Genomic DNA, 21,457 nt, shown 5'->3' with positions numbered 1-21,457 from the left:
CGGGGGTGTAAACTGCCTCGGGGTCAAGCCCCGAGGCTTTCGCGTGGACTCCCGTTCTATGCCTGAGTCGAGGCAGGGGGCACGTACTCCCCGCTTACGTTCAGCGTCCCGCGATTCAGGCGCACGTCTACAGGTGCGCCTCCATCGCCTGCATTTTGCCTGCGACGGAGATACTGCAATCCGATATTCTTTGATGCGTTGTAGTCGGCATGGTTCTCGTACCCGCATTTCTGACACCCAAAGGTCTCTCCCGACCGATTGTCGTCGTGGGTAAACCCACACCTCGAGCAACGCTTTGACGTGTTACGCGGGTCAACCTGCACAACCTTGACACCGTGTTCCTCAGCCTTGTACTCAACGTACTCGTAGAGGCGTCGGAACGCCCAGACGTGTTGCCACGTCGCTTCAGGAATGTTCTTGCGGATGTATGTCAAGTCCTCGAATACGATGTGCGAACAATTGTTTTCGACGGCCTCCTCGATAATTTCGTTTGCTACCGTATGCAGGTGTATCTCGAAGCGACCGTACTCTTTTCGACCGACGATTTCGATGTTCTCGTGGGCGTGACGAGAGCCACACCGTTGGAGTGAGCCACGTCGGTTTTCGTACTCTCGACGCCAGTGGTTGAACTCGTCTGCCGACCAGAATTGCCCTGTTGAAGCGACTGCGAGGTTGTTGACGCCCAAATCCACACCAAGGACTGTTCTGTGCTTGGACTCGGATTCAGACGACGCCTCGTCTTCTTCGACTTTTCGCATCGAAGTGTGGAGGTACCAGTCGCCGTCACGGTACTGCAAGTGGGCCATCCGAAACTCGAAGTCCTCGTCAGAGACGTACTTGGCCGGTGGTGTCTCCGAGTCGTCGGGAAGGATGTAGTCGCACTCAACGCGCCCGTCTACGGTGGATAGGGATACGTGGTCGCGGTGGAATGTCGCGCTTCGCTTGTCGTACACCGCACTATCTGACGAGAAGTGAGGTTGTGACGTTTTCTCACTTCGTTTGAGTCGTTCGACTCCGCTTTTGACGGCTTCGACTGCTCTGCGAATGCCCTTCTGGACGAGGTTTGCGGTGAGGTCTGTCTCGTCTTTGAGTTGGTCGTAGAGAGCGCGTTCAGCTTTGGCTTTCGAGGTAACGTGGTAGCCGTCGTCGCCATGCCAGCACCATTCGCTTGCGGTGTTGGCGCAGTGTTTGAACTGCTCGACAGTCTCGTCGAGGTGCTTGTCAGCTCCTTCGGGCGTGTCGAGCTTGATGACGGCGGAACGACGGTACTCCGCTGTGTTTCACATTATCGCCTTCACTTACTTATTCATTCGGGAGTCGGTCTGTCTCTGGTGTGGACTTATTCCCAAGTGTTGGCTTCCTCCCCGACCCTTGAGGTCGGGGCATCTGCCTCGACAGCCTGTGAAGTGCCTCAGGGACAAGCCCCGTCGTACTCCACGGCACACAGCACGCGAACGGTCACCTCGAGAGACGCTACAAATGAGAGACCATGCTCGGCAGCGTGGACCGCTTTCGCACATCCATCCGTCGGTATGAAGACGTTCTCGTACATGACTCGATACTCGGTGCTCCTCTTCGACAGAGCGATCAGGAATACGTTTGATAGGCGATAAACGCAGCAATGGCGAGACATGCAATACCAAACCCACGAGCGATCCACGTCCACCGATCGGGGAGTGGTTGGTCAGTGCCGTAGTCACCGCGGCGTCGGCGGTTCGGGCCAACGAGCACGGATAACTGGAGGGCCGTTCGCGGCGCAGCGAGCAGCACAATGCCCAACAGGATGCCGAGGACGACCGCAAGGAGTTCGCGGATGCCGGGCATCTACGATCGGAGCCGCTGGATGCGCTTCTCCATCGGTGGGTGTGTGGAGACGATTTTCTGGAGGAAACCGCGGTCGGGGCTGGAAATACAGAGCGCGCTTACTTGCTGGTCAACATTCGCGTCGCGGCGTCGATCATTTCGAACTCGGCCGCGATCGTGCTGAGGAGACTGTTGGGCCTGCTGATTCCCCTGATGAATTTTTTCGAGGGCACGAGCGAGTGGTTCGCCTCCCCCGATGACCCCCTTTGCGTCGGCGTCAGCGACGTATTCGCGGTACCGGGAGATGGCGAGCACAAACAGCATCACGAGGAACTGTACGAGATTCCCGACGACAATGGCGAGGAAGAAATCCGCGAGATCATTATCGCCCGTAAATAGCACGATGTACTGGACAACGATCGCGACGATGGACGCGATGCCCTGTCCGAGCTGCATCGTGACGACGTCGCGATTGTCAATATGTGCGAGCTCGTGGGCGACGACACCCTCGAGTTCGTTGCGGTCGAGCAGCTGGATGAGTTCTCGGGAAATGACGACGGTACCGTTGCCGCGGCGGCCGACCGCGAACGCATTCGGCACGCCCATGTTAGCGATTTTCAGCGATGGCTTCTTCATATTCTTGTCGCGGCATACCTGCTCGACGAACTGGTGGATCTGTGAGTACTGGTTCTCGGGGAGGTCCTCAGCACCAACGCTTCGTAAGGCGACCCACTTCCCGATCTTGTACTGGACACCGACGAGGAGGAGACTGCCGACGATTGCGATCGGGAGGACGCCCTGGCCGAACGCCACCATCGCTGCGGCGATGGCGACGAGATAGAACGACGCAAGGATGGCACCGACGACGGCCATCCGGATCTTGAGTCCAATATGTCTCATATGGGTTAGTTACGAGGTCGGACGTATAAATCCGGCTACTACAACCCGATCCGATCGTCTACCGCTCCATCATTCAGGTCGTCGCCACAGACTACACATTCGGGTAGGTGATCAGGGGCAAGGATTCCTTCCATGTGGCTCTGGTCAAGAATCGTCTTCACAGGACGGTGATTGCACCACCAAAGAGGGAGAGCGTCACGACGAGTCGCCCCAAGCTCCCCACAAACGTGGCAATTGCAAACTTCAAATAGTCCTCTTCGAGTATGGCGAACGCATAGATCGAAATCGTATCCGGGAAAAACGGGACACACAGGGCAAGAGCCAATCCACTGTATCCATATTGTCGAGCGAGCGAAACGGTCCGTCGTTCGGACCATTCGACGACATCAAACCGAGACTGACGTAACCACCGAACGATCGGGCCAGCCTTTTTTGCCTCCTGTCCGAGATGGAAGGCCACCAGACTACCAACGGCTTTTCCCGCCGCACTGATGCTCATAATGAGTCCAAGATGTCCCCAAAGAGGAATCCCGAGATTAAGGGGAGCAGCAAGTACGACCTCACTCGGGCCAGGAAGCACGAATGCGATCAAAAACGAGTAGACAAAGATGATTCCCAGACCGGGCCAGCCAGTCGCGCTATCAACCACTGTCTGACCGTACTCGAGAATTCCGGTTGTGAAATCACTGGACAGGGACGTAAATACGGAGGAATACAGCGAATCCAGACTGGTAGTGGGAAGAAACATCTGTCCTGTCTTACTCACCAGCGGGAATTTCATTCGAGTCTGGACTCTCTGCCTCGACAGCTGACTCTGAGGGAGCCTTCGATTGGTCGGTGTGGTCGGTGCGGATTCGAACCTGTTTAATTCGGGTCTGGTCGATCGTCTCAGCCCGCAGTTGTACGTCGTCAACATCGAACGTTTCTCCCTGCTCAACAAGCCGTCCAGCCCGGTTGAACAAGAGGCCTACAATCGTCTCGAACTCCTCACCGTCCGGAAGGTTCAGACCGAGTCGCTCGTTTACAGTGGCGATATCTACGTCACCGCGAACAAGTGCTGTCGTCTTGTTAAGCTGTGTTATCGGTGCATCCTCCGTCCCTTCGAGAATTTCTCCGACAATCTCCTCGGCAAGGTCCTCTACCGTCACGAGTCCCTCTGTCGTCCCGAATTCGTCGATAACGACTGCCATCCGGGTTCGCGAAGCCTGCATCTCGCTGAGCAGTTCGTCCACACGTTTACTTTCCGGGACATGGTGAGGGGGGTTCAAGAGTTCCAGATCGCTAAGAGGCGTGTCCTCGGCACTGCCATCCCGGTAGGCTGCGATGAGCTCGTGAATATCAGCAGTTCCGACGATGTTATAGTGCTGAACAGGCGCAAAACCCACGACTTCAGTCGTGGGATACGCACCGTACACATCCTGCGGGCAACGCTTTTGAGCGTTGCCCGCGTCGCTTGTCGTGTCGGTCTGAAGGGTACGACCCCTTCGGCAACCGATGGCCCGAAACTGGCGGTTCGAGTGTCCGCCCATCCCGGAAACGGGACGTGCCCTTCGTGGGAACAAAAACCAAGCGTCGGGCTTCAATACGCGAGACAAGTAACTCCGAGTCCGCTGACGCCCCGTTTTGGTTCCGGCGGAACCAAAACGTCGGATCCGAACGGGGCGAGGATAGGAGTACCGGCGGCGTGGCACCGCCAGCGGCCCATCCCTCGCTACATGGGTCGCGGGCGGGGATTCCAACCCCGCCCGCGACGGTGGCCCGCAAACCTGCAAACACCCAATCCAGCGCGGTGCGGTACGGCGTGGGAAGCCAATGACTGCAGTCATGGGAGGATGTCACCCAAGGAACCAGCATACACCGGGAGACGTCGGTGCTCGCTTTCGAGACAGTGAGTGATTGCGTCGTTGAGCGGTGCCTCTTTGTTGATGCCGACGATGTCCAATCGCGGCGTCATCACCTCTTTGGCGATCGTGTTTCGGAATCGGAAGATGCGCTGGAACATCTCCCGTTCGTCTTCGTCGATGACGCCTTCGCGTTCACCCGTCCGGATCATCTCCTGGATTTCGTCGCGTGTCACGTACGAGTCCTCGATCGCTGTCCGTCCGCCCGTTACGCGATTGACGAGCCGTGTGAGGTAATCGAAGACGATGACCAGTGGGAACAACAGATACTCAGAGAGTTTGAGCGGCCGGGCGATCCGTAACGACCACGACTCCGTGTTCTCGACGGCGTACGATTTCGGGACGCTTTCACCGAAGAGGAGGACGATCGCCGTAATACCGAACGTCGAGATGAGCACTGCGGACCCAGGATCGAAATAGAAGCTGACGATGGCAGTCGAAATTGAGGACATCGCAATGTTGACAAGATTGTTCCCGACGAGGATCGTCACGAGCAGCCGGTGCGGGTTCGATTTGAGGTCTGCAACCGTTTCCGCACCGGGCGTTCCCTGCTCGATAAGGGCGTCGATACGATGCTTGGCGAGCGAGAACAACGCGATTTCAGAAGACGAGAAGAACGCAGAAAGACCGAGGAGCACGAGGAGAACCACAGCGCCCATACGGGTAATCGATGTTTCCGAGTAGAATCCGTCGACGCTGATTAAGAGAATGGGGCACAAAGAATTGGCCTCGAGCAGAGTGGCGGACAGGAGCATTTACTAGTATTTGTTTTTGTTTCAGAAGCTGCTATAGTCTTTTGGATGGATCACGCTGACTCCGGATGTAAGCGTCCACGTCGACGAGCGATCATTCGGTGATGGTGAACCGCCTCGGGGTCGCGCCCCGGGGCATTCCCTTAGTCCGATTGTAAGCAAGCAAGGAAGTTCGACAGTCACGAGAGGCCTCACGGAGCCGCTACTCTCCGTGTTGAACCGTGATGACGGGTACGGTCGCCAAGCGGACTGTCTTTTCGGCGATGCTCCCGAGCAAGATTCGATCAGTTCCACGTCTTCCCGTGGTGCCCATCACGACAGCATCGATATCACTCGATTCGATCGTTTCGAGTATGACTTCGATCGGTGTCCCGTGTTCGGTGTGGCGGACGATGTTCGTGACGCCGTGTGTCTCCGCCTCTGACACGAGGTCGTCAACAGCATCGGTCGCAGTCTGCTTGCGTTCTCGTCCCGAGATGTTCGAGCGGACATTCAGACCGAGCGAAGTATCGTCCACGACAGATAGTGCGTGGACGGTCGCATTGCAAGACGCTGCAAGGGAGAGACCATGCTCGGCAGCGTGGGTCGCATTGGCACTCCCGTCAGTCGGGATGAGGATGTTCTCGTAGGGGAACGCCAGTTGCTCGTCGGGTTGCATTCGTACGGTAAGGACGGGGACGGAAGCCAGACGGATGACTTTCTCGGTGACGCTTCCGACGAGGTATCGTGACACTCCCTTCCGACCGTGTGTTGGCATCACAATCAGGTCGTGATCGTATCGCTCGGCGTACTCGACGATTGTCGGTGCTGGATTCCCCTGGACGACATCGGAATCGTAGTTTCCCCCGAGTGTGCGCAATGTCTTCTCTGCCTCCTCGACGATATCCTCGCCTTCCTGGACGAGTGCGTCGACGACCTGGGTTTCGACGACAGTTACGCTATCACGTGTCGTATCCGCTACAAAGAGGACGTGTATAGTGGCATCGTCCCAGTGGGCAATCTCGGCGGCGTGATGCAGTGTTTCCGCAGCCCCATCGCTTCCATCGAACGGGAGCAGAATATCCTCGTACATCTTTATTGTGAGTGACTACGGGAGTGACCTCCTCCACGCCCTTTAGGGCGTGGCATCCCACCATGGGATATCAGCCGAGCGTGGCTTTCGAGGTTTCAACCCGCACTTCCAAGGGAACCAGCAGCATACTGGGGGAACCTCTCGGTTTACCTCCCTCGGTAGGGCTGTGGCCCGGTCACTCAGGCCCCGTCTCCGGCCGAGTCATCGGCATACGTGTGTTCTCTGGTATGACTCTCTCCACCGGAGTAGCACACTGAAACAGGACAGACAGCCGCTTAAACGTACCGGCGTAGGATATCCGGCCCGGCTATTGACGGCGGTTGTCGCCCCGGGCTTCCCACTCGACCCGCGCCTAAACAGTAGTTGCCGATTCGGACAGCAGAGCGCTCGTTGAAGTAAGATGGGGGCGCGCAAATACAGCTTGAGTCGGTTGTTCGAGCGGAAATTTGAGTAGGCAGCGGCGGACGGGAGGAGGAATTCACGCCGGTAGTGAGACTTACCAGTACGGAGGAGCGCGCTGACCCGGGCACCAGCCCGGGTCTGCCGCCCCGACGAGGATTATCCATACGTCACTGGCCCAAGGAAGAACCGAAACGTCGCCGTTGAGACTGCTGGCTGCGTTTTCGTCCACCGCTGCTCTGAAAGCAGCAGACACACCACGATCCAGAGATTGTACAGCGTCACAGCAAACAGAAAGTAGAACAACCGCACCGCAAACACCGGTGACGTGGTCCGAGGCAGAAACTCACCGATCTTCCTATATGAGGTCTCTATCCCCCAGCGACGTCGATACGCTTGCCCGAGCGGCACCGCTTCATCCACTGTCCGTGCCCGGTTCGTGATCAGACACAGCGAGTCGTCGTCCCGCGAGTGGTGCGGGACGACGACAAGCGTCACTGGAACACGCATCGTGGGTGACCGCTTTCTGACCAACTCGTAGGCGGTGACAAATCTCCTTTCATCGTGCTCGGCAAGAACGCGCTTGATCCCTGGCGTTTTGGGTGCGCGCATGACGAACTCCACACCGAGATCGACGAGCTCATCGACTAATTCAACCCGATAGAGGCCACGATCACAGTAGATGCGGGCGATCGAGACGGTACGTCGGGCCGTCTCGATCACCTCGCGGATCGCTTCGATCAGGGACGCTGTGTTGGTCCGAGGAACGTGTTCAGACGCTAGCGTGAACCGCGCTGCCGGTGACACAATGCACAGTGTCACGAAGACGTAGGCGAGATCGGTCCCTCGGTCAGGATTGATTCGTGACACCATCGGTGTCTGCTTCGAACCGTAGTAGAGCCACTCGTGGAGGTCTAATGCAACCTCTGCGGTGTTCGGAAAGCGACGAGCTTTGCGTGTCTGCGTGATGACCTGGTCGCGGACGCCATCGAACTGAGCGTCGATGGCGTCCGCGTTCATCCGACCGAGATTGTACAGGAACGATTTCGCTAACGGACTCCGGTCTTCGAGGTCGAGGTCGTCACCTCTGGCAATTTGGAGGTGTCTGGCACTGGTGTTGGTGAACTCTCGTTCGAAGGCACTCCGAGTGAGGACTCTGGCGAAGTCCTCACTCGTATAGGTGCCATTGGCCTTCACTCCGAAGTCCATGGACGGATAGAGAAGCGATCCTGCGGCACGGCAGACCTGCCGTGCCTCGGCAGTAGCGACCATACTCGTTGTATGTTGCGACCGGAGAAATCCATCTCTCAGGCACTTCGGCAACTACTGTAAAGACGCGGGCATGCGTTAGACATTCCTATCTTGTGCAAGGAGAGAATCCCGCCCTTCAGGGCGGGCGTAAATCCGACACACCCCGTCTTTATATCGGTGGGGACCGTCTCGCACACTACCCGAGGCGGCACGCCCGCTCCCATGCCGGGACAATCGGACAAATTTGGGATTCCGACCGTACCCATCGACGGTATCCCGCCGAATGGACGAGTCGGATACCGACAGAAAATAACGAGATAATCCCGAATCCCCACTGGATAGGGATAACGGGGGCGTGGTACTCCCTGCACTCGTCGGTGTGCAAACCCGAGGTTCCCACACCAGCCGCTTGCGGTGCGGCGGGAAGCCTCGCCGTAAACGGCGAGGAGGATGTCACCACGTCCAAATGGTTTGTCACCCACTGTGAAGTCGTGGGCTTTTTCCTTGATTTTCTGTAATCTTCCCTTTATGGTCTCGGCATCAATCCCGCCCGACTAACCGACTGGAACCGCACTGAGATCGCTGCTCGAGAGTGGCAACACTGTTCAGCAGTGTCAGAGTCATTTCAATTTCTCACATCCATTCGATAGATACGCCCTTGAAGGTTTGAAATCTGGTCTTGACTGACGAAATCCACTACGAATCGATGTGGGTCCAACCGAAAATTGACCAATCCTCCGAAACTGTGTGTTTGGAGGAAGCCAGCATTGATATCGTCTTATTCGGTTTATCACGGTGTTCCTACCAGTAGTTGAGACCGGCCGTCTCAATGCATATGGTATTCTGACGTAGTTCATAAATAGTATGAAGTCGCAGTCTGGAGTAGAACAATGGCACGAATCACCGGGTCGTATCCAGACGATCTCAATCTCCTCATCGAGGGTGCTGTTGAGGCTGGTGTGTTTGGTGGCAAGAGCGATGCGTTACGTGAGTTCGTGCGCGAGTATTTCGAGGACCACGAAAACGAGCGTATTGCAGCTGCAGTCGCCCTTTACGAACGCGAGCGGATCACGCTCGGCGATGCTGCACGACTCGCTGATGTCGACCGCTGGACGATGCGCGATATCCTCCGTGAGCACGACGTCGAACTCCGGCTTGGGCTCGCAGATGAGGAAGATGCCGCCTACGAGGCGGAGGCTGCAACGGAACTCGAATTCGATGATGCGTCTGCAGATGACGAGACATCGCGCTCGCAGTGACGACTGGCGATATCTCGACGAACCCAAGCGTCCTGAACCGACTGTCCTCTCGAATTTCGCTTACATCGACCAGTTGAGGGTGGTTGCAGGACTCTCTGGAATCTGCACGGTTCCAGTCGTTCACGAGGAACTCGAAAGCGGCGTTGATGACCATCCATATCTCCAGTCAGCATTCGATACACTCGACGACGAGATTCCAATCGCGACGATTTCGGCCACAGTTGCAAACAGAGAGGCAGTTGTCAGTGACCATCTCGGTCCTGGCGAAGCATAGGCGTTCGCCCTCGCCGACGCACATGACGGTCGAATGACGGTCGACTGCTGACAGACGTGGCGATTGCGCGACGTCGTTCCGACTCGAGACCGGTTGTTGCGTCACGAGACATAGACGGAATTTTATACGTTGGTCCCAAGGATCGAAGTATGTACGATCTCACGGGATTCCAGCGTGATTTGCTGTACGTGATCGCAGGACAGGATGAACCGCATGGGCTCGCGATTAAAGAAGAACTCGAGCGCTACTACGAGAAGGAAATCCACCACGGGCGGCTCTATCCGAACCTGGATACGCTCGTCGATAAGGGACTCGTAGAAAAAGGCGAAAAGGATCGCCGGACCAACGTCTATTCGGTCACTCGTCGCGGCACGCGAGAACTCGAAGCCCGGCGTGAGTGGGAGAACCAGTACGTCGATCTCGACTAGGAAGGCCGTTCCACACCCCGATGTTTCCAGCGATACCTGTCCGCCGTTAGAGCGGTCTACGAACGTAAAGCCAACTGGCAATGGGCCGACGTCGACGCTCGATTTCCGTACTACAGCCGAGGGTCAAACGTGTCAGACGTGTTTGGTCACGATCGGCGAGCGCCGACCGCGTCTGTCATTAGACCGGTCGAAAGCCGTGAGGCGGTAGGGGTCCGCGAACTGAACGCCACGTTTTTACGAGACTGAAGCCTCGAACCGATGTGGGACGCTATCAACCAGGAATTCACGATTCGTTCATCAAGTGTGATACGCCACGGTGTGGTGCGAACAATGCTCCGGAGGGTTCCGCCCAGTACGACACGGACTGCTGGCGATGTGGAGAGCCACTAGGTAGAAAACCAGAACCCGGAGACACCGTAACCGTCGATATCGTCGACGAGAAATCCGATGGCACGCTCGTCTGTAAAACCGAGAGCGGATTCGTCCTCTTTCTCGAGGCAGATACGCCGGCGATCGAAGCGACCGTTCGTGTCACGTCCGTCGATGATACGTATGGCGAGGCAGAACTGATCGAAACCGGATCGTGACTGACTGCTACGGTGGATCGTGTGTCACATGATTCTTCGACCCATAGAGAAAAACAATCAGTTGTCCGGATAGGGCGATTAGGTAGCCTAATCGAATAGCCTAACTTCCATAGCAGTTCGTCGACCGTTCTCTGCTCGTCCGTCGAATCAGGAAGCCCCGCTGATCAGGCATTCTGATTCGTCTAATCGGTTAGGCTATCCAATAGGTTATTCCAGAATCGGACGATCCACGTTCCAGAATGGACTCAGGGGCTTCTGACAAACGTCCGGTCGAACTAATTCGAATAACTAACTATACATTCTAATCAGTTATACTCATCAATTAGGCTTTAAAGAAGTGGGGTAAATGACATCGATCGAGGGCAACGACTCAACGCACGAACGATGTAAAACATATTCAGTTAATCAATTCAGTTAGACGATCCAGTTAGACAATTCAGTTAGGCTAATCGATAATGATTGTCGACTCGAAACGGAACTGGCGAGCTCCAACAGGAGGGGTGATCACGGATCGGTTGCTGCAGTCGACGCATTCGGTGAGGAAGTCTGACGGAGGTAATTCAGTTAGACGATATAATTAGGCCATTCAATTAGCCCAACCAGAAAGACTACCTGAGTAGACATTCTTTCAGGGAAGAATATCCGGATAGGCCGGATGAGCAGATTACCTGGATCGGTGCTATTACGAATAGAAGCCGTTCTAATGGGTTAGGCCTTCTCGTTAGGCCATTCGAATAGACTATTTCACAAACAATCTCAGGGAACTCAATCGGCCTTTGATGCGCTTGAACCGACCGTATAGACAAATCAAAAAGGATCGTCAGTATAGTTAATCCGATAGACTAATCGAATAGACTAATCGAATAGGCTAACAGATTGTCCTCGTTAGGAAGGATGCAGTTTGAAACGCACCAACGTGACAAAGATAGGCAGGCTAATCGAGAACAATAGCCGGAAGACTTTGTCAGAATAGATATCCGGTTAGGCTTTCTAGATAGGTTACTCGAGTAGGTCAACTTCTAACCAATATCGGGTCATGAGAACGATCTGGACGGATAATCAGTTATGCTAACCAGCTTTGCTACTCGTGTGTATTTACCGGTTAGGCCTGTCGAATAGGCCGTCGATATCGAGAAAATTGGAAATGTATTCGGACACGCCGGTCGAGAGGGTTCTGACCAGCACGCCATAGTGATCGAATCAGTGCATCGAATAGACCTATCGTATCGGGATTCAATCAACTAACGACGAGCTCGAACCACATCAGTCAGAAGGAACTTCCACGACAGCCCTAACAGGAAGCATAACCAGTTGGGACACCCATTTGGATTAACCAATTAGGATAGGTGACTAGCCTCCACGCTTAATTACAATATTCGGTACTCTCCGAGTGTTCCTTTGTGAGTGGTGCTGAGTCAAGACGATTGGAGTGAATCTCAATGTGGTAACTGATCACGGCCGAAATAGAGCCGACAGCAGAAGAGAACCGAAGCGAGAAGACGGAGCGACGGCGTTCCAGATAAATGCTATCGCTCATCAGATGCTTGGCTCAAGGCTGTGGGCTGGCTCAGCCCGCGGCCGATGCGTACGCTTCTGGCACACCGACGCCATTCATCTCGATCTCCCTAGCCCGCTCTATCGTTTCCTCCAGTACGTATCTGATCCGGTCAAAGAAGGCATTGAACGTGAATTCATCAGGGAGATCGCGCCCGCCCCGCCGTGGGCGGGCGACGACAGTCCATCGCAGCACGAACTAGAGGTTCTCCAACAAGACTCAAAGCAAGACGAACACAAAGCGGACAACTGAATCTTGTATCGTCGTCACAACCCGTGCTTGACAGAATGGTTGAGAGTATGGAGCCAGTCCACGACAGCATCATCACAGGCAGCGTTGTCGTTACACGTCTCTTATATGGAAGTCTGGTTGACTGCTGCGAGAATGACGACAGCCCAAATCTCACTGGGTTCGAGGGGCGGAGTGATTGGCGTACCCTTTGAACGACCCAGGTTTGCAAGCTATGCCCCTCATATCATCGAGCCCAGGTTCGGCGACAACGTGTTCAAACAGTGCACAGACCACTCGAGTCCTCTATCCCCGGCAAGGGAAGCTGACAGATGATGTCTTCGGCTAGCTCTTTCACGCTCGAGTCCGCAAGAACACCGTCTCGATGAGGGATACTGAACACGTTCACTCAACCGGACATCTTCTCCATCAGACCCACGCTTTAGCTCCAGTTCTCATACCGGTTGGGAAGTACCGATATTCGATGACGGCCATACAGACATGTGACAACAATATGGGGGTGAACGAACGGTTTTATTGGTTAGACTAACTCGTTAGCCTATCCGTATGGTGTGGCGAAGTATTATATTCAAGAAGACTAACCGAATAACATGCTCACGTACACGACGTACTCCGAAGCAGGTGGCGTTGGAAAAACGACCATCGGAGCAGCGTTGCTCGAGTGCCACGCCGGCCACGGATTCGACGTGCTCGCGATCGACATGGACCAGCAAAATGGATCGCTCACGTACCTGCTCGACGTCGACGCACCGCGAGACGATAGTCAGGCCGACAATATCGTCCGTCATCTGATCGATCGACCGAAAGGCCCTCTCGAAGATCTCATTCTCGAGACTGAGTACGGTTTCGACGTGTTACCGAGCCACAATATGCTCGAAAATCTCGAAGACCTCTTGAAACGGGCACGACAGATGGCGGAAGACCTCGGCGAAAGCGACGAGTTCGATCCCTACGATCGACTTCGACAGGTGCTCCTCGAGTCCGGTGTGCCGCAAAAATACGACGTGATCGTCGTGGATCCACCCGCGACCGCGGGTCCGCATCTCTACAACGCAGTTTCGGCCACTCGAAGTCTCGTCATTCCGGTCGAACCGACCGGAAAAGGAATGCAGAGCGTACTCGGACTGGAGGAACTGGTCGACGGATTAGAAGATCGGCTCGAAGCGGAAATCGGTGTTTTGTCGGCCGTCCCGAACGGAGTGGGCCGGACTGCGGACCAAGACCGCTACATGACGGAGATTCGAAATCGAGGCTATCCCGCGCCGGTCACAATCCGCAATAGATCGTCGCTTTTCGAGGGGTGCTGGGACCAACAGTGTACCCCACGCTATTATGTCGAAACCCACCGAGATCGACAGCGTGACCACGAGATGGAAACGCTCGAGAAAATCGATCAGCTGGCGACGAAAATCGAAGAGGTGGGAGGCCTATGAAGAAAGGGACCGGAAGCGATCCGTTCGCGGAGATGCAGGACGTCGATCAAGAGGAGAACCAAGAGGCCGAGGAACCAGAGGACGAAAGGGTCGGCGACGAACCCGGTTCGGAACCGGAGCAACAGACTGAAAAGGAGACACCGTCGACCGACACACCATCGATAGAAGACGATTCTAACGCCGAAAACGAACCGGCCACACGCGACTCGGTCATCGGCGAACCGCCACAAAATGGCGCAAGCGATGCGGGCGTGCCATGGGTCTACGTTCGCGACAACGTCAAGCAAGACCGAGAGATGGTGCAGTTCTACCTTCGCGATTACGTGGTCGACGCGGAGGACGAGTTCGTCGCCGCCGTAAGCGACGAACTCGGGACCGATGTCTCGAAAACCGACGTTCGTGAGGCAGCCTACGAGGCGGCGATGTACAACGTCGACGAGGTAGTCGACCGCCTTCGAAACTGGGGTTTCGAGTCGGTAGACTGATCGACTCGTCGAGCCGCTCAGTAGTCGGGACTGGCCGTCTCCATGCATACGGTCCTCGAATTGATTCGTGGCTGAGAGCAACCGACATACCTCCCTTCAACGATGTCCATTGATCGAAACACCTTCGAGAACACGAGCGAGGAAGAGCTCACTGCTCTTTCGGTCCCGGATCAGGTACTTGGGTTTCTCGCTGCTTACGACGATCGTGAGGCAAAGTCGCACGAAATCGCCTCTCAAATCAGCGTCGATGAGGGCGCGGTCGGCACCGAACTCTTGGGATTGAAGAACCGCGACCTCTCGAACATAAGGCGACTTAGTGGGCGGTGACCGACGACGAGAAGCGTCTCGAAGGGGACAGCGGGTACAAGCGAGCGACCACACTGTTCAGCGAGCAACTTTGTGCAGAGGACAAGAGGGCCGTGGCACGAGCACGCACCTGAGAGACCCCACCTGAGCATGGAGGACGAGCAGTAACAGACGAAGCGACGCCGATCTTCGAGCGTGTCGACGTCGTCTACGGTGATGATCTGTTTAAAGGGAGGGAAACCGCTCGTCCTTGGCTAATTTTCTCGAACCACGAAGGTTGTCTATTTTAGAGCGAACGGCATATCGCGCTAACGCTGACAACGAAATCCCTGACGGGCTGATTGAGATTCAAGAGGCGAGTTGGACTCGTGGTGGAACGCCAGATGAGAGTCAGATTGCTCCGTGGGCGTCCAATCAATTTCCCAGGAGAACATCGACTTCTAGAAAGGCCGTATCGAGAATACTCGGCTCTGAAGCACTCGCCATACTCATCTGGAGTTTGTCCTGAGCCGTATTCACCTGGAATAGCTGGCCCCGTCACTCGAAAGGTTCGGCTGTAGGGGACTGGTGACATCCTCCCTGCGGTAAACGACGGGATTCTTTCCTCGAAGAAAAAGTTTCATTCGAGAGTCGAATAGCGTTTTAAGGCACCGAGAATCGACATCCCGACTGAGTACGAACCATGAACGTGACAAACGCCGCCGAAAAGGACGAGTGGGACCATCCAGTCCAAGTGACGACGGCACTTCTCTCGGAGAGTGTCGAGAGCGAGTTCGACGGGAATACCGTCCGCTCGGCTGAAGTCACGTTTCGACCGGGTGAGCGAACCAAGTTCCACACCCACGCCGGCGTACAGATTCTGTATATCACCGAGGGGGAAGGCATCGTGGCGACGCGCGACGAAGAGCGTAAAGTATCGAACGGAGATCTGATAGCATTCCCTCCTGGTGAAGAACACTGGCACGGGAACAAAACGGACGCTACGTCTCCGTTCAGTCATGTTTATTTCCTCGCTGAACCGGGAGACGGCGAGTTGACGGTTCTCGAGTCCCCGTAAACCAGCGAACGAGACTCTCGACTCGAGTGGAGCGAAGGGGAATCACCAATGACCGATCCACGCGGTCTATTCACCTATGGAAATTCTGCTGGTTAAACAAACCACGTTTGCTAAGATAATTCTTCGGGCGACGAGGACTTGCTGTAATTTTCGAGCGTAGAATCGACAACCTGCGAACCGATTGCTACTGTAACAGCCACCAGGCGGGAGACTTCTTGGTAGTGAGAGCAGTCGCTAACGTTACCCACCAGCCGGCCAATGAGCGCCGCCCCGGCGGCGCTCAGGCACTCACCCCTGGTGGATCGTACACCTCCTCACGGTCCAGCATATGATACATTGAAACCAGCAGCTTCCGAGCGGTTGCTACAATCGCTGTTTTCGAGTTCTTCTTTCGGGCTAATCGGTTGTAAAACCGGCTAAGGTACTCGTATTCGCACGTATGAACCGCTGTGTACGACGCTTGAACAAGCAGCCACCGGACTCGTCCTGATCCTCGCTTCGAGATGCTTCCCTCAAACCGCGAGTCGCCAGACTCGCGGATTATCGGGTTCAACCCAACGTAACTTACGACCTCCTTGGCCCGGTCGAACCGTGCGATCTCTCCCAACTCCGCGTAAATCGTCAACGCCGTAAAGTAACTCACACCAGGAATCGTCATCAGGAGCTGGGTCTCCTTCAGAGACCCAGCCCGCACCTCGATCTCCGCTTCCAACGACTCTATCTGCTCGGTGAGCGCCTGAATGAGTTCCAATACGACTCCAACAACGTATCCCACGGCGCCGGGAGCGAGAGTTCCGCCAGGAACTCTCGTCCCTCCACACTCAGCGGTTTCACCTCCTGAGTGATCCCGTGATCACTCAACAAACCGTGGATCTTGTTCGCATACTCAGTCCGGTTCTCAACGAGCTTCTGGCGCCCGCGCACAAGTGCGCGGGCTTGCCGAACCTCATCGGTTGGGACGTAGCTTTCAGGGATTGAGCCCAACCGAACCATCCGAGCGAGTTGTTTCGCGTCGACGCGGTCAGTTTTCTTATCTGAGTCGGAGATCAGTTTTAATTCGCCGGGGTTAGCGACGGTCACATCCAGATACTCTGAAAGCGTATCGTGGATGTGGTAATAGTTGCTGGTCGCTTCAAGCGCGGCTTTTGACCCAACGTACTGCTGGGCAAAGTCGTCGAGGTTCGCGTTTTCGACGCGAACCTCTTCGACGATCTCACCGCTTTCGTCCAATACTGCGATTTGTGAGTACCGCTTGTGTACGTCGATTCCAATGAACATTGGATTCACCTCGGAACGCTGGTGCGTGAAACAGAGATTCACCTATGCGGGCTTTCCCGACTGCCGCTCCTGGCGGCAGTCGGGCTGTACTGCCCAGGACTCGGCTTCCTACGCACTCGGACCAGTCAGCAGCACGTGCTCTCGGGCACGGAATAGATCTCGGTCTCTTGCGTCCCATACTTGTTTCACGCTCTTATGGGATAGCAGAATTTCCATCGAGTCAGTAGTAGCGTAGGTTTTGATTGAATTCTGTCAAGAGAGGTGTGTTGAATACTCGGTTTGGCCAGCGGTTGATCTGTTCGTACAAGTGGAGTTAACTGGTGAGTATGAATACCCACCGCTGATTACGGCGGACAACACACGCTGTCGAAGAAGGAGATCGGAATTGAGTAAATATCCCCTCAGTCCGACCTAGCACCTCATTTCCGAGAGGCAAAATGGGAGCAATCTCGAAAAAAATGCTAACACAACAATAATGCGTGCTTGAGAGGCGATCTGAAGCAGTTTCTGTTCACTGATTCGACCGAAATTACACATCACAGCCCCGATAAACCCGTTCTAGTCTCGACTTCCAATCCGACCGATTGCTATAGCAGTATTCGGTTTATAGAGAAAGGGTGTAGTCGTCAGTTGGGGGAAAAGAGCGGAATTGCTAATCGACCGGACCAGTGGTAGAGCGTGGTCAGAAGCCGCTCACGCACAGATGAACCTCATCACGGACGACGATTTTCCAGTGGAAGGTAGAAATCCAGGACCAAACCGACTCGAGGCTGCATTCGGTGTACTCGAACCCGATCTTCCCGAAACCGAGACCGAAAACTCTGATTCGAGCCCGATGAACTGGACGGGATAACTACGCGACCGCCAATTATCGTCGTTCACGTCGCCGCAACGGCAACCCCCGATTTTCGACGTCGAAACGGCCGTACAGGACCAATCCACGAGACGGAGAGAGACGTATGAGTTGTGGGCCGATCAGGACAACCAGGGGAGTACCCAGATGCCGCGAGTGAGACGTGCACCTCGAGTCTGTCGTGAGACCGCTCTCGAGACGACTGCGAGTGGAGTTCGATCACCTCGAGGAGGTGGTGCACACGGGTCCGAATCCGTTTCGAGGGATGTATTATCAGGCAATACAGTAGATGTATAAATCAAAAATCATTTTAGTGTGTTTTGTTGTCGCCAGTGGACAACCAAATTACACCGAACGTATCGAATTGGAGTCCGAAAACACATGAACCATATTACGCTATACGAAATATTGAGCGACCTGGATCGCTGGTTCGAAGCAAAGTCGAGAGACAGAGCCGGTTTCGTCTAAAGCTAGACTCGATACAGTGGTCGACGCGGTTCATAATCCGGCGAAATTTTCGATCCACCCTACGAGACCACACCGGGAAAGGCAAACGACGTTTCGATCGAGTCTACCGCGGCTATACTCGTGCGATTGAGACCCGCTATCGAGGCGGGTCCATTTCAGAGTGGCCCCGGTTTCGCGAGATAGATAGATCCACATCGGTTGGAGCGTATCGCGTCACGATCCGCGATCACCGCGAGGTGGCGCCAGTACGTCGTACAGATCGGTTCTGGGTGTCATGCCGGAAAGCAGATTTCACAGATTCCGGTCCGCAATCTCACTCGGAATGACGTGAGAGGACCGGACGATCCGCCGAGAGCTATAACGATCGGCGGCCGGTTGCATCGGCGAGCGCCGCATAGAGCGGAAGGGTCGGAATAGCGGTCCGCGCGGGGGATTTGAAATCGTCGAAAAAGTCAATGAACCCGTCGACGGTGTCGCCGTCGATGCCCGCACGTTGGAGGTCGCCCGGTGCGAGTCGAACCCGATACGGAGTCGAGTCGACGAACGCTTCGGTCACGACCTCGCTCTCGGATCGAACGTCCGCGTAAGCATCCGTCGAGAGAAGCGGACCGATATCGTTCCACGCCCGCCGCATAAACGAGGGCCACTGTGCGATTACCCTGTGGATAGTTCCCATCCCTTGGGAGAACGGGTGCGCCTCCTTGATCGCCGAAATTACGTCCTGCAGTTCGTTCGGAACTTCATCGTGACCGATCATCGTGAGGGTCTTTCCCCGATCGCGATCGAGCCACCGGGGATGCGGCTCAGTGGCAGCGCGACGTTCATCGACCGCGTGACCGATAGGGCGTTCGGAAAGCGCCCGATCGAGAAGTTCGAACAAGACGGCGAGGCGAGGGGCGACGATGTCCTTGGTCTCGAGTTGGCCCCACAACTCTCGGAATTCGCTCGGCCGCAAGTCGATTTGCTCGATCCGATAGGCGCGGAGGTCGAACTCGTCGGTAACACCGGACAGAAGGGTATCGCGATACGACACCGTGTATTCGGCGAAGGCTCGAGTTTCGAAAACGGGTTTTACTTCCCCCCACGCGTATCGGAGCAGTTCCGGTGCGTTCGCCATGGTGACCCGGAAAATCCAGTTGACGACCGGCGCTCGAAACGTGGTCTTGATGTCGTCGTAGAGACCGGCTTGCCAACCGACGGCCTCCTGCTCGTACAGTTGTTCGCTGAGATCCATACGATCTGGTACCGTTCGACGTGCAAAGTAATATCGGGCATTTCACGAGGCCCACACTCGGGGAGGCAGCGAGCGAATAGGGCAACACCGCGCGCACCAGAGCAGAGACATCGCGATTCCACCGCCCCGAGAAGCGTTTCAGAAGTGATATCGACGCGGATTGGCGGGCCTCTCGAGAGGGGCGAATCGATCGCGATCGATTCCGACGCGAAGAGGGACGGATTCGATAGGGGGAGCCGATACCGAGACGCACGATCTGTTCCGAACGCAGACGTTGCCATCGCACGATCCTCCCGGAATCAGATGTCGATCGAGTGCGCGACCGCGGTCAATACCCGAGATCGAACGCCCAGTTGATGACCAGGGCGACGGCGATTAGCGAGAGGAGGGACATCAAAACGCCGAAGGAGACGGCCCAGCCGAACGTCTCGGCGAAGAAGCCAACCGAGGCCGATCCGAGCGATCCCGCCGCCAGGTAGGTCGTCCGAACGAGTCCGAACCCGGCACCGCGCTCCGATTCGGTCATATTGTCCATGAAGCGAGGCTCGACTGCGACCGCCCAACTCAACCCGTTGGCGATCAACACGACGCCGACGGTGACGCCGACGATTCCCGGAACGGCGACCAAGAGGGACAACCCCGCGACGCTTGTTATCATGCACCCGAAAGTCGTCACGTCCCGCCCGAAGCGATCCGACATCGCACCGATGCCGGGTTTGACGATCGACTGAATGACAAAGTACATGGAGAAGACGATACCGGCGGTGGTCGCCGACTGCCCCCGATGCTCGACGAAAAACGTCGGCAGGAAGGAGGCAGTTCCCTGCCAGGCGAACGCACCGACTGACGCGATCACGACGGTGAACGCGATTTCGGGCTTGCCGAGGATCCCCGTGAGCGCCTCGAGTTGCACTCGATCCCGAAGTGGTTGCGACGGCCGGTGGGGCGCAGTCGGACGGACTCGGAGGACGAACAGGAGGAATATCGGCGCTGCGATGGCCGCAGTCCCCGCCATAGCGGGCCGCCATCCGTACCGGACGCTGATCCACGCCGCCGCGATCGGCGCGACGAGACCGGCCGCGGACGACCCGATCGCGTGGACGCCGATCGCGAATCCGATGTTCTCGTAGACCCGGTCGAGGAGCGTCGTCGCCGCGCTGTAATGGAGTCCGGCGACGGCTCCGAGGGCGATCATCGAGAGCACGAACAGGGCGTAGAACGGGGACGCTGCGAGCAGGAGAGTCACGACGGTCGCCCCGCCGACGGAGACGAGAACGATCGACCGTTCGCCGAATCGGTCGGCGAGGACTCCGCTCGGAAACTGCATCAGTGCGTACGTCAGCCACATCCCCGTCATCGCGATTCCGATGACGGTGTTTCCGATCCCGAAATCGTCGGTGAGCGCCGGGACGAGGGGGCTGATCGCGAGGCGGGCGACCATCGTCGCGAAGAACGCGAGCGTACAGAGCGTAAGGACGGTGTGTTTGTATTGCCAGTTCATTCTGTTCCGCTCGTCACCCGAACCATCGTCTGGTCCACTCCGGTGTAGCCAACGAGTATGAATATTCCGATATCGAAGACCGGATAACCAGCCGACGGGAGGACGGTCCTCGGATCCAGCGACGGCCGGTCGAGGCAGGTTCACCGACACAGCGTCGTCTCTCGGATGGTACGTCGAGACAGTTCAGACTACCGCTCGGACCGAAAGCGTCCGTCCGTCGCCTCGGGGCTGGAATTGGAAGTAGTGCAGTGCACTCGCGGTGTCGCTGCGAGAAGCGCCCGCTATCGGCGAATGGCGCTTCGAACCGAGACTCGAGTTGGCCGAGTCGGTCGCGACTACAGGCGGTATCCGATGCGTTCCGACGCCCATTCCCGGTATCGTTTTTCCGGAACAGAATACTTATCATCGGCAC

15 protein-coding genes and 6 pseudogenes are annotated in these 21,457 nt (G+C 56.1%); 9 read left to right on the top strand and 12 right to left on the bottom strand.

What is annotated here, in order from left to right; all coding sequences use genetic code 11:
• Window positions 1–56: 56 nt before the first annotated feature.
• The 8 genes and pseudogenes from NJU76_RS21820 to NJU76_RS21785 all read right to left on the bottom strand — a co-directional run bounded on the left by NJU76_RS21820 (window position 57) and on the right by NJU76_RS21785 (window position 8,099).
• Entirely contained in the window at window positions 57–1,250 is a 1,194-nt protein-coding gene (locus tag NJU76_RS21820) for an RNA-guided endonuclease InsQ/TnpB family protein (protein WP_254533926.1), read from the bottom strand.
• Window positions 1,251–1,587: 337 nt separating this feature from the next.
• Window positions 1,588–1,824 (bottom strand): DUF6199 family natural product biosynthesis protein, encoded by a 237-nt coding sequence (locus NJU76_RS21815; protein WP_254533892.1) that lies wholly within the window; start codon window positions 1,822–1,824, stop codon window positions 1,588–1,590.
• Complete coding sequence (locus NJU76_RS21810) at window positions 1,825–2,676, bottom strand: M48 family metallopeptidase (protein WP_254533925.1); 852 nt, start codon at window positions 2,674–2,676, stop codon at window positions 1,825–1,827.
• Between the two features lie 184 nt (window positions 2,677–2,860).
• On the bottom strand, window positions 2,861–3,484 hold the full coding sequence (locus NJU76_RS21805) for a YqaA family protein (protein WP_254533891.1): 624 nt from the start codon (window positions 3,482–3,484) through the stop codon (window positions 2,861–2,863).
• Window positions 3,462–4,232, bottom strand: a complete 771-nt coding sequence (locus NJU76_RS21800; RefSeq protein ID WP_425604334.1) for a transporter associated domain-containing protein — start codon at window positions 4,230–4,232, stop codon at window positions 3,462–3,464. The genes NJU76_RS21805 and NJU76_RS21800 overlap by 23 nt, the downstream gene beginning before the upstream one ends.
• 299 nt (window positions 4,233–4,531) lie before the next feature.
• Window positions 4,532–5,359, bottom strand: a pseudogene (locus NJU76_RS21795) (hemolysin family protein); the annotation flags it as partial.
• 199 nt (window positions 5,360–5,558) lie between these two features.
• Window positions 5,559–6,428, bottom strand: a complete 870-nt coding sequence (locus NJU76_RS21790; protein ID WP_254533890.1) for a universal stress protein — start codon at window positions 6,426–6,428, stop codon at window positions 5,559–5,561.
• Window positions 6,429–6,986: 558 nt separating this feature from the next.
• Window positions 6,987–8,099, bottom strand: coding sequence for a transposase (locus NJU76_RS21785; RefSeq protein WP_254533889.1), 1,113 nt, complete (start codon window positions 8,097–8,099; stop codon window positions 6,987–6,989).
• Window positions 8,100–8,968: 869 nt separating this feature from the next.
• Between NJU76_RS21785 and NJU76_RS21780 the strand changes: the two genes are divergently transcribed.
• The 4 genes and pseudogenes from NJU76_RS21780 (at window position 8,969) to NJU76_RS21765 (ending at window position 10,626) form a co-directional block, all read left to right on the top strand.
• On the top strand, window positions 8,969–9,337 hold the full coding sequence (locus tag NJU76_RS21780; protein WP_254533888.1) for a UPF0175 family protein: 369 nt from the start codon (window positions 8,969–8,971) through the stop codon (window positions 9,335–9,337).
• Window positions 9,334–9,608, top strand: a pseudogene (locus tag NJU76_RS21775) (twitching motility protein PilT); the annotation flags it as partial. The gene NJU76_RS21780 and the pseudogene NJU76_RS21775, both read left to right, overlap by 4 nt.
• Window positions 9,609–9,760: 152 nt before the next feature.
• Window positions 9,761–10,039, top strand: coding sequence for a PadR family transcriptional regulator (locus NJU76_RS21770; protein ID WP_254533887.1), 279 nt, complete (start codon window positions 9,761–9,763; stop codon window positions 10,037–10,039).
• A 260-nt stretch (window positions 10,040–10,299) separates the two neighbouring features.
• On the top strand, window positions 10,300–10,626 hold the full coding sequence (locus NJU76_RS21765; RefSeq protein ID WP_254533886.1) for a TRAM domain-containing protein: 327 nt from the start codon (window positions 10,300–10,302) through the stop codon (window positions 10,624–10,626).
• A gap of 1,567 nt (window positions 10,627–12,193) precedes the next feature.
• Here NJU76_RS21765 and NJU76_RS21760 read toward each other — a convergent pair.
• A pseudogene (locus NJU76_RS21760) lies at window positions 12,194–12,469 on the bottom strand (ISH3 family transposase); the annotation flags it as partial.
• Between the two features lie 551 nt (window positions 12,470–13,020).
• Between NJU76_RS21760 and NJU76_RS21755 the strand changes: the two are divergent.
• From NJU76_RS21755 to NJU76_RS21735, 5 genes and pseudogenes are all read left to right on the top strand, one after another.
• Window positions 13,021–13,863 carry a ParA family protein gene (locus NJU76_RS21755; protein ID WP_254533885.1) on the top strand — a complete coding sequence of 281 codons (843 nt, stop codon included), beginning with the start codon at window positions 13,021–13,023 and terminating at the stop codon, window positions 13,861–13,863.
• Window positions 13,860–14,348 (top strand): DUF7970 domain-containing protein, encoded by a 489-nt coding sequence (locus NJU76_RS21750; RefSeq protein WP_254533884.1) that lies wholly within the window; start codon window positions 13,860–13,862, stop codon window positions 14,346–14,348. The genes NJU76_RS21755 and NJU76_RS21750 overlap by 4 nt, the downstream gene beginning before the upstream one ends.
• A 102-nt stretch (window positions 14,349–14,450) precedes the next feature.
• Window positions 14,451–14,822 (top strand): annotated as a pseudogene (locus NJU76_RS21745) (MarR family transcriptional regulator).
• Window positions 14,823–14,839: 17 nt separating this feature from the next.
• Window positions 14,840–15,095, top strand: a pseudogene (locus NJU76_RS21740) (type II toxin-antitoxin system PemK/MazF family toxin); the annotation flags it as partial.
• A gap of 241 nt (window positions 15,096–15,336) precedes the next feature.
• Window positions 15,337–15,711: a cupin domain-containing protein gene (locus tag NJU76_RS21735; RefSeq protein WP_254533883.1), complete on the top strand. Its 375-nt coding sequence runs from the start codon at window positions 15,337–15,339 to the stop codon at window positions 15,709–15,711.
• A gap of 280 nt (window positions 15,712–15,991) precedes the next feature.
• Here NJU76_RS21735 and NJU76_RS21730 read toward each other — a convergent pair.
• From NJU76_RS21730 to NJU76_RS21715, 3 genes and pseudogenes are all read right to left on the bottom strand, one after another.
• A pseudogene (locus NJU76_RS21730) lies at window positions 15,992–16,989 on the bottom strand (IS110 family RNA-guided transposase).
• 1,676 nt (window positions 16,990–18,665) lie between these two features.
• Window positions 18,666–19,544, bottom strand: coding sequence for a halocarboxylic acid dehydrogenase DehI family protein (locus NJU76_RS21720; RefSeq protein WP_254533882.1), 879 nt, complete (start codon window positions 19,542–19,544; stop codon window positions 18,666–18,668).
• Between the two features lie 328 nt (window positions 19,545–19,872).
• Complete coding sequence (locus tag NJU76_RS21715; RefSeq protein WP_254533881.1) at window positions 19,873–21,045, bottom strand: MFS transporter; 1,173 nt, start codon at window positions 21,043–21,045, stop codon at window positions 19,873–19,875.
• Between the last annotated feature and the right edge of the window lie 412 nt (window positions 21,046–21,457).

Source organism: Natrinema gelatinilyticum (assembly GCF_024266705.1).
Taxonomy (GTDB): Archaea; Halobacteriota; Halobacteria; order Halobacteriales; family Natrialbaceae; genus Natrinema; species Natrinema gelatinilyticum.
Note: the sequence above shows the minus strand (reverse complement) of the source record. Positions and strands in the feature narration are given on the sequence as shown.